This is a genomic window from sulfur-oxidizing endosymbiont of Gigantopelta aegis (assembly GCF_016097415.1).
GTDB lineage: Bacteria > Pseudomonadota > Gammaproteobacteria > GRL18 > GRL18 > GRL18.
Genome location: NZ_JAEHGE010000001.1, coordinates 2,303,269 through 2,318,182, shown reverse-complemented (window position 1 = coordinate 2,318,182; position 14,914 = coordinate 2,303,269). Strand labels below are relative to the sequence as shown.

The following is a 14,914-nucleotide window of genomic DNA, read 5'->3' as shown; positions in this document are numbered from 1 at the left end:
CCTAAATTAGTTTTTAGATATCACACTATTTTATCTGCAGCCTTCAACATTAAATTTTATCTTTTTAATCAGCAACTTGAACCATTCAAACTTCCATATAAACCAACACCCTGACCGCATCCCAAGCATATTTTTCTGAATCAATCTCATCTACCTTAACAGTTAATTTTCCTCCTGACTGTAGGATTCGACTGATATGTTTGTTATCAGTTCTGGGGACATAACCCAGCTTTTTACTCTGGAATGACACTTCAACCGCATATTTATCATACTGATTATCCGGTTCTTCTGACAATAATAGGACGTCATTTTGCTTTATTTCTTTAAGGCATGATTGGCCATCATAGTATTGAAAGCCCGCAATAGAAAAACGGTTAATTAATACGGTTTTTTTCTGTACCGGTAATGCCTGACTTTGTTGTTGGAAACCAAACAACAGCGGTAGACTAAGAAAGTTCTTTAGTAGTGAACGTCTATTTTGCATGATGTTGTCCTTTTTCTTTTCCTTTTTCATTTAATAAGGCTATAAGATAGAGTATCCTTATTTATTGTCGGTGTATACGATGCAAAAAGTGACATGTCGCTTTTTCAGGCACATGCCATTATTGTGGGGTATTGTTATGGAATAGCGATTTAAGCGGGAAGCGCAATGACAGGTAAAAATAATATCAACAAAACCTATCTTGATTACCCATAAAGCTCCGCCATTTTTAGGAGCTTTCCATTCATAGGTGGCGTTTTCATCGCCACGCATAAAAACCTTGGCATCATGTCTTTTAAGTTAAAGCGTCTATTAAACCGATAACAAAATTCAGCAAGATACCGAGGTAAATGTTTTGAGTTAATGGAATGATAGCTTCCCTTCATAGAGTTTTTAATATTACCTATCATAGTGTTAACCCAGATAAACTCAATTTTATCAACACTTGCCGCACCACCACCCGTGACGATTGGAACATGCTTACAGTCAGCTTCTTTAACCGCAGGAAAACAATTTAACCCATCTGAGTAAACAGTACTTCCAGGTGTTAAATGAGTTTGTGCCCATCGTTTTATTTCACTGGATTTAAACCCTTTAAGCACATTTAAATTCATTGCAATCGGGTGTCCATCTTCATTAGTAGAAACGGCTGCAACGAACGGTGTTTTATTTTCTGAACCACGACCTCTGGAGCCGCCTCTGTGCTCACCACCCCCCAGTAGGCATCATCAATTTGAATGATGCCTGATAAAGGTTTACTGTCATCACGTTCTTTCATAACCTGCATGATCTTTTGTTTCATACTCCAGGCTGTATTGTAGCTTACCTTAAGCTGTCTCTTTAATTCTAATGCTGAAACCGCTGTCTTCAATTGAGTCATAAGATGAATCGCTAAAAACCACTTAGATAAAGGCAGTTTGGTACTATCAAATATTGTCCCACAGGTTGCTGATGTCTGATGATGACAATGGTGGCACTGATAAAGATGGCGATGTTCTAGAGTGCAATAAGTCTTATTGCCACACTCTGGGCAAACAAATCCATCAGGAAATTTCCATTTAAATAAGGCTTGTCGGCACTGTTTGTCAGTGCCATAATCATTAAAAAGCTCAAATAAACTATAACCTTCTTGAAACTGAATTTTATTTTTTGACATCATTCTACTCCACACATAATCTATACTTTAATTATAGTATAATTATAGTATAATTATAGTATAATTATAGTATAATTATAGTATAATTATAGTATAATTATAGTATAATTATCGAAATATGGCGGAGCTTTGTGGGTAATCAAGAAACCTATAGTTTAAGTTTGTTACTCAAATATCAATTGATAGAAATCATGGCATTATGGGAAGGTCGTTTAACAGCGACTCATTTAGTCAATGCGTTTGCGATTGGACGTCAACAGGGCTCGAAAATTATTGAACGTTATAGAACTGAAATATCAGATGAGAATTTGGTTTATGACAAACACCTCAAAGGTTTTAAGCCCACTGACAATTTTAAGCCCGTTGTGACAAAGGGCTCTTTTGATGAATATATGCAATTGCTTAATAGTAACAATGATTTAAGCGCTCATCTCAGCTATTTGAAAATGGAGGCAGCTAATACAGAAGTCATTTTTTCACCTGCAAGACATATTGTACCTGAAAATATTCGCCCGATTATTGCTGCAATCTATCAGATTGACCGACTTGATATTCAGTATTCATCTTTTACCTCTGGCACAGATGAAGGGCGTGTTATCACTCCTCATTCATTGGTGTATTCGGGTTATCGCTGGCATGTACGTGCGCATTGTGAAAAAAACAATGATTATCGTGATTTTGTTTTGTCTCGTATTAGTTCGGTGCCCGAAGTAGTATTGCCTTCGGAGCATGGGGTTGAGGGTGATATCGCATGGAACACACACATTATCTTAAACATTATTCCCGATCCACGTTTGTCTGAATTTCAACAAAGTATTATTGCTCGTGATTATAATATGAAGAAGCAAACCTTAGAAATCACGACTCGGGCAGCACTGGCCAACTATTATTTGCAATATTTGCGCATGACACCCAGCCTCCCCGAACAGTCTCCCGAAGCACAGCAACTGGTATTGGAAAACTATGAGCAAGTAAAACAGTATTTATATTAGCCTGAGCTTATTGCCTTTTCATCGGGCCGATATAGGATTTGGAAATCACGATATTATCAATGGCCATGTGTTGATCATAGGGGGTGTTTTTAACACCGCCATAATATAAACCAAAGTCGGCGACATCAATATTAATGTAGTCCATGTCAGTGAAACGCACATTGGTTTTTTCAAACACCAAACGACCATCAACCCAGCCTCGGACTATGCCATCTTTGGCACCGGATGAACCTTTGATGTTTTTGCCATCGCGGGTATTCATGGTGACTTGTTGCTCAATGCTATGCCATTGACCTTTTTTGATCAAACCATTGGGGGTTTTGTTCCACCGGATAGCATCACCATAAGCACCACTTTGATCGGCATGATATAAATAGGTGGTGAATGGGGTATAGCCCTCTAATGGATTATTGCCAAAGGGAACTTCTTCGGCATAACCGCCACGGGCAGACCAACCATTAGCGCCGTTAGTGGTTCGACCGCCCCAGCCTGCGGCATAGGCTGTGTTAACTTGTCGTCCAGAGATACCACCAGGACGTTTGCCACCTTGTTGTTTAATGTTTTCACCCCAGGTTTCACCGAGAAAGATGTAGATCCGCACAAACAATTCGTCGGTTTGCTGCTGGTTGGAAAAATTACCTACTTTCTCGCCAATACTGACCCCATAATTTCCCAAACCCTGAGTATTGGGAGGCCCGTCTTCATATTTGATTCGCAGGCAGAGCGCATTGCCATTATCCATTGCTTTATAGCCGGGAATGCCGGGTGCAGGAGTCGATTGACTGCCATCTTTTTGTCGGCCAACGGGGGATAAATCATCACATGACCAATAGTTTTTGGCATGACCACCGGTTGCCGTAGGCGATAAATATTGTCCTCCATCCACGACATCATTGCTATCAAATGAATCGTGCAAATACACATCAGGATGATTGGCAATGCCTTTATCATTGGGATACTGTGCAGCCAACCCCTGAACCGGAGCAGTATTATCCCATTGTGTCGTGGTCACGGCGAATAGGCCATGCACGGAATCACTATTGGTATATTGTGCGGTGGTGGTTAGTTTTAATTCAGCGCTGCTGATGAGCTTGCCTTTCAGTGACTCTAGATCAAACCATAAGATGATATTATTGGTATTATTACGCACCCGCATACCGGTATCTTGACCCGCTGTCAGCGTAGAAGTATAGGAGGTAAGGTGAGTATCCACTTGCGGAGAAAAAGTCAGTGTGCCTGAATTTTTTGTCGTGACTGTCAGCAAGGGGCGTAAAGCACTATCACTATGCTCTTGTGTTACATAATCAACAGGGCCGGTTGAACCCGACACCTGACGCAGATGAAAACCTCGATTGGGGTAGTCTTGATTGTTCCATGCTTGCACTAACGTCGTTACATTCCACATGATAGGCTTGGTCGAATTGGTATCAATAATGGTTTGCTCAGCCCAAGGGCTTGTGCCTTGAGCCACGCCATTGGCATCGATATAATCACCGCCTTTATTTTTCCAAATTAAGCCAGCACCTTTATTAAAATGTGTCCATGATGCGCCATCATTAAAGGCTTTACCTTCACCACCTTCTGAGGGAATTAAAAGTTTCGTATCAAAGTTGACTGTGATTTTTAGTGCCGCAGATAATTTAGATTCATTGTTTTTCGCATCTATAGCTGAAACCTGATATTCATAACTTTGACCGGGGCTAATATCGGTATCAATCAATTGCTGACCATTGCTGACATTACTTAACAAGCGTCCATTGCGGTAAACACGATAGGCTGATACCGCAATATTGTCACTGGCGGCATTCCATTGAATGATAACTTGAGAGCTATTATTGGCCGATATTGACTTGAGCTGCTTAGGAATTGAGGGGGCAATGACGTCATTGGCAGTGGTCATGATAGACAGTTTTAAATGACTGGTCATGCCCGTGTTTGATACAGCCGTTGCAGCAATTGCTTGTGTACCGCTCAAAACAATAAAGAACGGGACTAATAATAGTGCTGCAACGATATGCTGATGCTTTTTTTTGTATTTCATAACGACTACCCCAGTAAACATTCATGCTATTTTTTAATATCATAAGCGATTAAGAAAACATTTATGAGATAAAGTACAAAAAATGAACATTTAACCAAGCTAGCTTCGTAGCGTGGGCACGTCTTTTGTGCCCACTCTACGCCCCGAACGGTATCAGTCTATGAAATTTTAAAAACGCTTTTTATTTTGTTATAGTTATCTCAACACTCGTTATTTAAGAAGCGTTATTTAAGAAGCTACCCATGAACCACAATATTTGTTCTATCAGTCTAGTGATTTTTTTAATTGGTATATTCTCTCAATCATTAGCACAAAAACTTCCCTTTGCAGCCGATATCACACCACAACTTGAAAATAAGCTGATACAAGCCTATAAAGCTAAAAATTCCGATTATCAGGCTCACACTGAGCATTTTTGTGGGACAAAGCAGCCCTGTTATATCAATCGTTTGATCTTTGAAGACTCGCCCTACTTATTACAACACGCCCATAATCCCATCAATTGGTTTGCCTGGGGTGAAGAGGCTTTACAAAAAGCCCAACGAGAAAACAAGCCTATTTTTCTATCCATTGGCTATGCCACCTGCCATTGGTGTCATCGTATGGAAAAAGAAAGTTTTGATAATCCTGAAATTGCGCAATTCATTAATCAACATTTTATTGCCATTAAAGTGGATCGTGAGCGACGTCCTGATATTGATGAATTGTATGCCATGGCGGTGCAGTATTTTCAGGGGCAGCAAGGCTGGCCAATGAGTTTATTTTTAACGCCCAATGCTGAACCTTTTTTTGGTGGGGGTTATTATTCTTTCACTGAGTTTAAGCAATTGTTACAAACACAAAACAATGACTGGCAAAACAAACAACAGGAATTAACTCAGCAAGCTCAACAATTAATTAAGGATTTGCATCAACACAGTCAAAGCAATCAGCAGAGTAGCTCATTAGATGAACCACTCAGAAGACGTGCAATTAAAGATTTATTGAGTTTTACTGATGGTTATCATGGTGGCTTTGGTGAAAGTCAGAAATTTCCTCGTGAACCTTGGTTAGACTTATTTTTAGATGATAGCTATCGCTATGATTATGTAAAAAACAATGATTCGTTGACTGCTTTGACGACCAGTTTGGACTATATGGCACGTGGTGGTATTTATGATCAATTAGGTGGAGGCTTTCATCGTTATAGCACTGACCCTTATTGGAAAATTCCTCACTTTGAAAAAATGCTGTATAACCAGGCTTTATTAGTGCCCTTGTATTTATCAGCTCACCAGCTCACAGCCAATAAAAATTACTTACGCGTGGCCAAGCAAACACTTGACTTTGTTTTAAGCGAATTACACTCACCTGAAGGGGTTTTTTATTCCGCTTTGGATGCAGATACTGAAGGTGAAGAAGGTAAATATTACCTTTGGACATTGGGTGAATTTGAACAAGTATTAAATGATTACAACTATAAGCAAAATAGTGAGAAAAATAATGAGCAACAAATAGATAAAGAAATTTCCCGTGAAATTTTTGCTGTCGATACCTATGGTGAGTTACAACAGGATAATATTTTATATCTGTCACAATCACTCGCTGGTTTTGCTCAAGATTTCAAAATACCGGAGGAAAAGTTCTATCCTTATGTGGATAAACTGCGCTCCATCTTATTACTGGCTCGCAATCAGCGTAGCAAACCCCATCGGGACGAAAAAATCATTATGAGTTGGAATGCGCTAATGATCAGTGCTCTGACACAGGCTAGCCAAACCTTAGAGCACCCAGAATACCTATCAGTGGCGAAAAAAGCCGCTGACTTCATTTGGCAGAAAATGGCTCAGGATGATCAACAATCATGGTATCGGGTAAATTTTAAGCATAATAATTCAGAACCGGCACAATTAGAAGATTATGCTTTCTATTTGCAGGCCTTAATCGGCCTCTATGACGCAACTCAAAATACACTCTGGCTTCAACGTGCACAACAATTATTAGAGGTGATGCGACAACAACTATGGGATGCTAAAAAAGGCGGTTTTTATAAGACTGCGATTGATAAGAAAGCCCCCTTACCCATTCGTAACAAATCCGCTTTTGATAAAATTCTGCCATCGGGCAATGCCATTGCAGCAAAAATGTTGCTTCGACTAGCCCGCAGAACGGGTGAACAAAAATATAAGGACGATGCCAAACGTATATTATCAGCCTTTGCCAGTGATGCAAAGCAAACACCCAGTGCTTTTTCCAGTCTCCATATCGCCGCCCATGAATTACGTCAGGGTGAGCATCAACTACCTGTTTATGGTGCTAGGGGTAAGCTAGTCGTTACTGCCTCGCTAAAAGAACAACCAAATGATGAGTATTTATTAGTCATTGACATTAATATAAAAAAACCCTGGCATATTAACTCAAACCAACCATTAGAAGATAATCTCATCGCCAGTAAAATTGAATTATCTGACAATAGTCAATGGCAGCTCAAAAAAATACACTACCCCATGCCTGAAACTGTTAAACTTGATTTTAGTGATAAGCCTTTAAGTTTGTATCAGGGAAAGACTAGGATTACGGCAATAATAGAACGAACTAAGACCACACAAAGCTTTGATGTGTCAACACTTTTCCGGACAGTTTTCTAAATATTTTTTTGGCTGTTTCAAGTGATTTTTGTCATTTTGTATTTCCTATCATTTTAGTTTCTCATGTTAACTTTAAACAGATGAAGAGAAAGGGCTTTGCCCTCTGGAACGATAGAGCCGTTCCATTCACCCAAGGTATTTTCACAACGGTAATGATCCTGTTACAATATCTTCACGGCACAGGCTGAGGAGCCGATGGCCGTCAACGGTAATGGGCGGCATTTATGTCGCCTTTTACCCCTCTTCAATCAATCGATTTAAGCTATTTCCTGCTGTATTTCATAATCGACTGGTGACAAATAATCATTAGCCGAATGAAGTCGCTCCCGATTATAAAATACCTCAATATATTCAAATATTGCCTGCTTTGCTTCTACTCTGGTTTTGAATCGACAATGGTGCGTCAATTCAGTTTTCAAACTATGAAAGAAGCTCTCTGATACAGCATTGTCCCAGCAATTTCCTTTGCGGCTCATAGACTGAATTATGTTATGATCCGACAATATTTTTCTATGACTATCAGAGGCATATTGGCTACCTCGGTCAGTATGCCAAAGCAATCCATCCATTGGTTTACGCTTCCATATGGCCATCAGTAAAGCATCATTGACTAGCTTGGCTTTCATTCGCTCATCCATCGACCAGCCAACAATTTGCCTAGAGAATAAGTCAATGACAACCGCTAAATATAACCAGCCTTCCTTGGTGGCAATATAGGTAATATCACCCACATAGTAGCGATCAGGTTGAGAGACAGTAAACTCTCTTTCCAGTAAATTTGGAGATATACGCTTATTATGCTTGGAATTAGTCGTCGCTTTAAAGCGTCTCTTCGTTTTACAAAACAAACCGGCTTTTTTCATTAATCGACCAATTCTCCGGCGGCTTATATGAACGCCTTTTTCAGCCAGTTTTCTTTTTAAGACGACGGGTTCCATAAGTCTTGCGACTGTCTTCAAACAGTTTTTTAGCTGCTCAGTAAGCGCTTCATTTTCTTTCTCTCTATCCGTTTTAGGAGATCGGTTTTTTGTTTGATCATTCATTTTAGGTCACACTTTTTATCTTTTAGTTATTTTAAGTTGTGTGTCCGGTTAAGTATAGCCACATTAAAGAGACCTCAGAGCAACTGGAAATTGTTCCTGCTCAGGTATATGTTGTAGAACATGTTCAGGTTAAATATGCCTGTCGTGCTTGTGAGGAAGGCGTTAAAACTGCTCCTAAGCCTGCACAGCCCATTCCTAGAAGTTTTGCATCACCCAGCCTGCTGGCCTATATCATTGTTTCTAAATTCCTAGACAGCTTGCCTCTCTATCGACAGGAAGCGATATTTAAACGCTATAAGATAACACTTTCCAGAGCCAGTATGTCCAACTGGGTGCTTAAATCAGCTGAATTACTGTAAACGTCAATTAAAACCCACGTTCACAATAAGCTTCAGTTAGCTCAAACTATGATCTTCAATTCGTAATTTGGAGATACAAATGAGCAACCATTCAAAAGATGCTTCGATGAAGCAACACATAGAGGCCTGCCAAGCCAGTAACTTAAGCCAGGCAGTTTATTGTCAACAACATAAGATACCCTCTCATATTTTTAGCTATTATCGAAAGAAGTTGGGTTATGTTAGCTCATCAAAACAGGTCAACACCAACAATCAACTCATTCCCATTAATTTACTGGCCAATTCCCCCACAAGCAATGCAATTAAAGTAAGCCATACCAATGGTTTCAGTTTGGAAATCAATTCTGATACGAACCTGAATCAGCTCAAGTCCATTCTGGATTTGCTCAGGACTGTTTCATGATAACGGGCATCACAGTCAATCAGGTTTATCTGGTTTCTGGTGTTACCGATATGAGAAAAGCAACCAATGGGCTATCACTGATTGTCTCAGAGCAATTGGAACACAATCCCTTTGATGGCAGTGTCTTTGTTTTTGTAATCGTCAGCGAGATAAACTTAAAATACTGTACTGGGAGCGTAATGGTTTCTGGCTTTACTATCGTACACTTGAAAAGGGAAATTCCAGTGGCCGATGGAAAAAGAACAACCCACTCTTTCGTTAACACTGAGAGAATTACAGTGGTTACTGGATGGTTTATCTTGCACACAACACCATGCTCACCCTGAAATTCATGGTCTGGAAAACAACTAAAAAAGTCCCTTTAGATGCGCATTAAACAGAATAAATACAAGCATTTAACGCTCATTTTTAGTATAATATAACGCATGAGTTCAACAGACAAAATACTACCAGAAGAGATACCAACGCTCAAAAACAGGGTGCTTGAACTCCAGTCAAAAGTGGACTGGTATGAGGAACAATTTCGTCTGTTGCAACACAAACGGTTTGGTACTTCCAGTGAAAAAGAAGCCCACCCCGACTTCTTTAATGAGGCAGAAACGTTCGCCGAAGAAGCACCGGAAGTCCGTGAAACCATTACTTATGAGCGTAAAAAGCCCGGTCGTAAGCCTTTACCTAAAGACCTACCTCGTAAAGTTGTTCGTCATGAGTTATCTGAAGCAGAACAAGTCTGTGACTGCGGTCATCACTTGCATGAAATTGGTGAAGAGACCTCAGAGCAACTGGAAATTGTTCCTGCTCAGGTATATGTTGTAGAACATGTTCAGGTTAAATATGCCTGTCGTGCTTGTGAGGAAGGCGTTAAAACTGCTCCTAAGCCTGCACAGCCCATTCCTAGAAGTTTTGCATCACCCAGCCTGCTGGCCTATATCATTGTTTCTAAATTCCTAGACAGCTTGCCTCTCTATCGACAGGAAGCGATATTTAAACGCTATAAGATAACACTTTCCAGAGCCAGTATGTCCAACTGGGTGCTTAAATCAGCTGAATTACTCAAACCCTTTTATAATCGGTTGTTGTATTATCTCATTAGGCAGAAAATCATCCAGGCCGATGAAACAACGATGCAGTGATCCATGATGGACGTGAGAATTGCCCTAAATCTTATATGTGGCTCTATCAAAGTGGCGGCTATCATTCCAAGTGTCCCATTGTTTTGTATGAGTATCAGCCTACTCGTGCAGGCCAACATGCCAAAACCTTTTTAACGGGGTTTTCAGGTTACCTGCAAACGGATGGCTTTCCCGGTTATCATATATTCGAAAATGAGAACAGTGAAGTCACTTTATTAGGCTGCATGGCACATGCTCGTCGCAAGTTCCATGATGCCTTAAAAGCATTACCCAAGAACAGTCAGAAAAAAGCCTGGCATGGTACAAATGGCGATCAGTAAAATTGCTAAATTGTATGCGATTGAAAAACAAATCAAACCGCTCAATGCTGAACAACGTTACCTGATCCGTCAGGAAAAAAAGCAAACCACTACTGGATGACTTTAAAAAGTGGTGTGATGATAAAGTGACTAAAACAACAAAAGACAGTAAGTTGGGTGTCGCTATTCGTTATGTGATCAATCAATGGAAGTATCTGACTGTCTATCTTGAAGAGGGCAACCTCCAGATTGATAATAATATGGCAGAGCGGCGGATCAAACCCTTTGTGATTGGGCGCAAAAACTGGGTCATGAACCAAAATCCTCGTGGTGCTGAGGCCAGTGCTATTTTATATTCAATCGTGCAAACAGCGAAAGCAAACAACCTAGAGCCCTTTGCCTTTTTAACACACATTCTGACTGAGTTACCTAAGCTGGGCAGGCATTATGATGATGAGGCTTTAGAGCAATTGTTGCCATGGAATTTGACTGAAAAAATTCAGCCTTTAAATAAAGTGGAATGATACGTCAACGTGGGAAGTTTTGACGTATACGAATTACTCAAACCCTTTTATAATCGGTTGTTGTATTATCTCATTAGGCAGAAAATCATCCAGGCCGATGAAACAACGATGCGAGTGATCCATGATGGACGTGAGAATTGCCCTAAATCTTATATGTGGCTCTATCAAAGTGGCGGCTATCATTCCAAGTGTCCCATTGTTTTGTATGAGTATCAGCCTACTCGTGCAGGCCAACATGCCAAAACCTTTTTAACGGGGTTTTCAGGTTACCTGCAAACGGATGGCTTTCCCGGTTATCATATATTCGAAAATGAGAACAGTGAAGTCACTTTATTAGGCTGCATGGCACATGCTCGTCGCAAGTTCCATGATGCCTTAAAAGCATTACCAGAACAGTCAGAAAAAGCCTGGCATGGTACAAATGGCGATCAGTAAAATTGCTAAATTGTATGCGATTGAAAACAAATCAAACCGCTCAATGCTGAACAACGTTACCTGATCCGTCAGGAAAAAAAGCAAACCACTACTGGATGACTTTAAAAAGTGGTGTGATGATAAAGTGACTAAAACAACAAAAGACAGTAAGTTGGGTGTCGCTATTCGTTATGTGATCAATCAATGGAAGTATCTGACTGTCTATCTTGAAGAGGGCAACCTCCAGATTGATAATAATATGGCAGAGCGGCGGATCAAACCCTTTGTGATTGGGCGCAAAAACTGGGTCATGAACCAAAATCCTCGTGGTGCTGAGGCCAGTGCTATTTTATATTCAATCGTGCAAACAGCGAAAGCAAACAACCTAGAGCCCTTTGCCTTTTTAACACACATTCTGACTGAGTTACCTAAGCTGGGCAGGCATTATGATGATGAGGCTTTAGAGCAATTGTTGCCATGGAATTTGACTGAAAAAATTCAGCCTTTAAATAAAGTGGAATGATACGTCAACGTGGGAAGTTTTGACGTATACGATTATTACCATTACCAATATGATTGCGCCCAATGATAATGAGCTAGCACAATCTGTCAGACGCGACCTAGCCAATTTGATGGCCAAATAACGATAGAATAATTGGGCTTATTCTGACACTGCCAGACATAAAAGATGAAGGTGATTGTTTACAGTCAATCATTTCCCATTTAATATAGTGGACCCCGAAAACTGGACAATAGGTTAAGATATAAGAGCTAACCTAACGGGGAACAAAAAATGAGCACAAAAAGAAAAACATTCAACAACAAATTTAAAGCAAAAGTAGCCATTGAGGCTTTGAAAGGTCAAAAAACAGTCGCAGAAATTGCGTCAGAATTTGAAGTGCACACCACCCAGGTCAATAGCTGGAAAAAGCAGATGCTTGATGGTGCAGCCGATACTTTTTCAAAAAAAAATTAGAGAATAAAGATGCTGAACATGAAAAGGAAAAAGAACACCTGTACAGCCAAATAGGTCAACTAAAAGTAGAGGCTGACTGGCTGTCAAAAAAGTTGAAGATGTTCAACTGAGTAGAGCAGAAAAGCGGTGTTGCATAGAAAAAGAGCACCCTCAGTTGAGCATCAAAAACAATGTGAGCTTATCGGCCTGAACCGTTCAAGCTATTACTATCAACCTAAAAAGCCTCTGCAAAATAAAGATTTAACATTAATGAATTTGATTGATGAGTTGTACATAAAACATCCATTCTATGGCAGTCGTCAAATTCGTAATGCATTAAGATTGAAATGTTATAAAATTAATCGTAAAAAGTTCAACGGCTTATGCGGATCATGGGATTGGTTTCAGTGGCACCAAAACCCAATACCAGCAAGCCTTGCAAAGTAAATAACCTCTATCCATATTTGCTCAAAGGAATTGATATTAATAGGAATAACCAGGTTTGGTGCACAGATATCACGTATTTACGGATGCCACATGGATTTGTCTACCTAAGTGCTGTTATGGACTGGAGTAGCCGTTTTGTGCTGTCCTGGGAAGTGTCAACCAGCATGGAAGAAAGCTTTTGTATCAGTAGTCTGGAAACAGCACTGCGACGATATGGAAAGCCAGAAATCTTCAATACGGATCAAGGTGCTCAATATACTAGCAGAGCATTTACAGGTGTTCTAAAGGCCAATGATATAAAAATCAGCATGGACGGCAAAGGCAGAGCAATGGATAACATTATGATTGAACGACTCTGGCGAAGTGTAAAATATGAGGAAATTTACCTCAAGGATTACCAAAGTATTGATGAGCTAAAGAGCTCATTAAAGGAATATTTTGAGTTTTACAACCATGAACGACCACACAGTACACACGGTGGAAAAACGCCTGCGAGATCTATGGCGTGATGAAAGAAGTTGTTCCAGACTTAAAACGGGCAGCATGATGAGAGGATAATCAACTTTACTGGCAACCGCCTTGTCCACATATCCACAGGCCAAGCCAGTAGCCCTGAGATATATCGCAAGCGTCTCTGGACTACTGGCAGACCTGTGGATATGTGGATAAGAAATAATACTATAAATAACCAACAGAATTATATCTTAATATTTGAGAAAGCTGTCTTGACAAATCGCTAAAAACCACTTAGATAAAGGCAGTTTGGTACTATCAAATATTGTCCCACAGGTTGCTGATGTCTGATGATGACAATGGTGGCACTGATAAAGATGGCGATGTTCTAGAGTGCAATAAGTCTTATTGCCACACTCTGGGCAAACAAATCCATCAGGAAATTTCCATTTAAATAAGGCTTGTCGGCACTGTAATCAAGTAAGGTTAAATCTTCGAGTGAAACCAAGGTTTCCAATCCTTCTAACTTTTCAACTTTATGAAATCTAATTTCCAGTTTTTTAAATTTTCAAGATTTCCAATATTTTCAATTTTTATTATTTTTCTGTCACTATCATTACTTGCATCTAAACTCAAGACTTCCAAGTTTATTAAGCTGTCTAATCCCTCAAGCTTTCTTATGTCGGTACCTTTCAACATAAGAAATTTCAAAGAAGGAATACCATCAAGATTTTCTATTTTTGAAATATAAGTTCTTTCCAAATCTAAAAGTATCAATTTGGGTAGATTTTTAAGCACACCTATTTTAGTTATTTTCGAAAGATGAAAATCAAGACCTTCTAAAGAAACTAACCCTTCAATTTTTTTAAATTCCTTAAGACTTCTACATTTACAAGAAAAATGAATCAGAGATTTAAAAGAATTAATTAATGAGAGATTCTTAAATTTAGTATTATTTAGATTTATAGCAATTACATTCCCCTTAATATCAAAATAAATTCTTTTATCACTAATATTCGTTATCTTCCATCTTTTATCCCGTCCTTTTCTATGCACTAAAAGTATGCCATTTCTTCGGCCTTCAACAATTAAGTTTTTAGTCAGCTTTATTTCATTCCAGCCAAGTTTTGCATCTTTCAAAAGTGCTTCAATAGCTGCCTGCTCAATTGGATCATCTGTCACAATTTTGGCAAAACTAATATTTACAGCCATTAAAAACACAAGAAAAATATTAATTAATAATTTATTCATTTTCATACCTAAGGTCTTGGATATTCCCGATAACGAGCATAATCTATGTCTAATTTCCTGAGCAAATAGTAAGCACTCAAATTAGTTTCAAAAAAAGTACCATTATTAATCTTCTTAGCAATTTCTGGAAAGGTTTCAATCGTGCCATCAAAATCGTAATAATTCTCTGATAGTTCTGGCTTGTTCACTCTCTCTGAAAAATTCATTAAGTCCCTAATCAAGGAGGAGTTATCACTATCTCCATCTAACATTTCACGTATTTCATCTAGGTTACGTCCCAACGACAATAATGGAATCAATGAATTGATATATAGATTATTAGTATACGTCAAAACT

Annotated in this window: 12 protein-coding genes and 5 pseudogenes; 10 read left to right on the top strand and 7 right to left on the bottom strand. The window is 39.3% G+C overall.

Annotation, left to right across the window (positions count from 1 at the left end; all coding sequences use genetic code 11):
- Window positions 1-85: 85 nt before the first annotated feature.
- Window positions 86-484 (bottom strand): HIRAN domain-containing protein, encoded by a 399-nt coding sequence (locus JEU79_RS11645; protein ID WP_198264265.1) that lies wholly within the window; start codon window positions 482-484, stop codon window positions 86-88.
- Window positions 485-687: 203 nt separating this feature from the next.
- Window positions 688-1,637 (bottom strand): annotated as a pseudogene (locus JEU79_RS11640) (IS1595 family transposase).
- A 131-nt stretch (window positions 1,638-1,768) separates the two neighbouring features.
- Between JEU79_RS11640 and JEU79_RS11635 the strand changes: the two are divergent.
- On the top strand, window positions 1,769-2,629 hold the full coding sequence (locus tag JEU79_RS11635) for a BrxR family helix-turn-helix transcriptional regulator (RefSeq protein WP_246540188.1): 861 nt from the start codon (window positions 1,769-1,771) through the stop codon (window positions 2,627-2,629).
- Between the two features lie 7 nt (window positions 2,630-2,636).
- Here the strand turns inward: JEU79_RS11635 and JEU79_RS11630 are convergent, their stop codons facing one another.
- Window positions 2,637-4,670: a DNRLRE domain-containing protein gene (locus JEU79_RS11630; protein ID WP_198264264.1), complete on the bottom strand. Its 2,034-nt coding sequence runs from the start codon at window positions 4,668-4,670 to the stop codon at window positions 2,637-2,639.
- A gap of 272 nt (window positions 4,671-4,942) precedes the next feature.
- On the opposite strand from JEU79_RS11630, the gene JEU79_RS11625 reads away from it, so the two are divergent.
- Window positions 4,943-7,297, top strand: coding sequence for a thioredoxin domain-containing protein (locus JEU79_RS11625; protein WP_214660553.1), 2,355 nt, complete (start codon window positions 4,943-4,945; stop codon window positions 7,295-7,297).
- Window positions 7,298-7,554: 257 nt separating this feature from the next.
- Here the strand turns inward: JEU79_RS11625 and JEU79_RS11620 are convergent, their stop codons facing one another.
- Window positions 7,555-8,340 carry an IS3 family transposase gene (locus tag JEU79_RS11620; protein ID WP_198264262.1) on the bottom strand — a complete coding sequence of 262 codons (786 nt, stop codon included), beginning with the start codon at window positions 8,338-8,340 and terminating at the stop codon, window positions 7,555-7,557.
- Between the two features lie 38 nt (window positions 8,341-8,378).
- Here JEU79_RS11620 and JEU79_RS11615 point away from each other — a divergent pair, with 38 nt between their 5' ends.
- From JEU79_RS11615 to JEU79_RS11585, 8 genes and pseudogenes are all read left to right on the top strand, one after another.
- The gene (locus tag JEU79_RS11615) at window positions 8,379-8,699 is read left to right on the top strand and encodes an IS66 family transposase (RefSeq protein WP_198265975.1); all 321 of its coding nucleotides are present in this window, start codon (window positions 8,379-8,381) and stop codon (window positions 8,697-8,699) included.
- A gap of 79 nt (window positions 8,700-8,778) precedes the next feature.
- Window positions 8,779-9,102, top strand: a complete 324-nt coding sequence (gene tnpA, locus JEU79_RS11610; protein WP_198262602.1) for an IS66 family insertion sequence element accessory protein TnpA — start codon at window positions 8,779-8,781, stop codon at window positions 9,100-9,102.
- A complete protein-coding gene (tnpB, locus tag JEU79_RS11605; RefSeq protein WP_198262810.1) occupies window positions 9,099-9,428 on the top strand; it encodes an IS66 family insertion sequence element accessory protein TnpB in 330 nt (109 codons plus the stop codon). Before tnpA ends, tnpB begins: the two co-directional genes overlap by 4 nt.
- Before the next feature lie 99 nt (window positions 9,429-9,527).
- Window positions 9,528-11,058: pseudogene (tnpC, locus tag JEU79_RS11600) on the top strand (IS66 family transposase).
- A 9-nt stretch (window positions 11,059-11,067) separates the two neighbouring features.
- The gene (locus JEU79_RS27440) at window positions 11,068-11,493 is read left to right on the top strand and encodes an IS66 family transposase (protein WP_198264261.1); all 426 of its coding nucleotides are present in this window, start codon (window positions 11,068-11,070) and stop codon (window positions 11,491-11,493) included.
- Between the two features lie 82 nt (window positions 11,494-11,575).
- Window positions 11,576-11,797, top strand: a pseudogene (locus JEU79_RS27435) (IS66 family transposase); the annotation flags it as partial.
- Entirely contained in the window at window positions 11,783-11,995 is a 213-nt protein-coding gene (locus JEU79_RS26360; protein WP_198265352.1) for a transposase domain-containing protein, read from the top strand. The pseudogene JEU79_RS27435 and the gene JEU79_RS26360, both read left to right, overlap by 15 nt.
- A 270-nt stretch (window positions 11,996-12,265) precedes the next feature.
- Window positions 12,266-13,383 (top strand): annotated as a pseudogene (locus JEU79_RS11585) (IS3 family transposase).
- A 222-nt stretch (window positions 13,384-13,605) separates the two neighbouring features.
- On the opposite strand, the pseudogene JEU79_RS11580 reads toward JEU79_RS11585, so the two are convergent.
- From JEU79_RS11580 to JEU79_RS11570, 3 genes and pseudogenes are all read right to left on the bottom strand, one after another.
- A pseudogene (locus JEU79_RS11580) lies at window positions 13,606-13,800 on the bottom strand (transposase); the annotation flags it as partial.
- Between the two features lie 49 nt (window positions 13,801-13,849).
- Entirely contained in the window at window positions 13,850-14,578 is a 729-nt protein-coding gene (locus JEU79_RS11575) for a leucine-rich repeat domain-containing protein (RefSeq protein ID WP_198264259.1), read from the bottom strand.
- Window positions 14,579-14,586: 8 nt separating this feature from the next.
- Complete coding sequence (locus JEU79_RS11570) at window positions 14,587-14,784, bottom strand: hypothetical protein (RefSeq protein ID WP_198264258.1); 198 nt, start codon at window positions 14,782-14,784, stop codon at window positions 14,587-14,589.
- Window positions 14,785-14,914 lie beyond the last annotated feature (130 nt).

What these genes read in the sequence shown, in the direction of transcription:
- JEU79_RS11645 (WP_198264265.1), bottom strand. Translation starts at nt 484, where the DNA reads ATGCAAAATAGACGTTCACTACTAAAGAACTTTCTTAGTCTACCGCTG.
- JEU79_RS11630 (WP_198264264.1), bottom strand. Translation starts at nt 4,670, where the DNA reads ATGAAATACAAAAAAAAGCATCAGCATATCGTTGCAGCACTATTATTA.
- JEU79_RS11620 (WP_198264262.1), bottom strand. Translation starts at nt 8,340, where the DNA reads ATGAATGATCAAACAAAAAACCGATCTCCTAAAACGGATAGAGAGAAA.
- tnpA (WP_198262602.1), top strand. Translation starts at nt 8,779, where the DNA reads ATGAGCAACCATTCAAAAGATGCTTCGATGAAGCAACACATAGAGGCC.
- tnpB (WP_198262810.1), top strand. Translation starts at nt 9,099, where the DNA reads ATGATAACGGGCATCACAGTCAATCAGGTTTATCTGGTTTCTGGTGTT.
- JEU79_RS26360 (WP_198265352.1), top strand. Translation starts at nt 11,783, where the DNA reads ATGAACCAAAATCCTCGTGGTGCTGAGGCCAGTGCTATTTTATATTCA.
- JEU79_RS11575 (WP_198264259.1), bottom strand. Translation starts at nt 14,578, where the DNA reads ATGAATAAATTATTAATTAATATTTTTCTTGTGTTTTTAATGGCTGTA.
- JEU79_RS11570 (WP_198264258.1), bottom strand. Translation starts at nt 14,784, where the DNA reads ATGAATTTTTCAGAGAGAGTGAACAAGCCAGAACTATCAGAGAATTAT.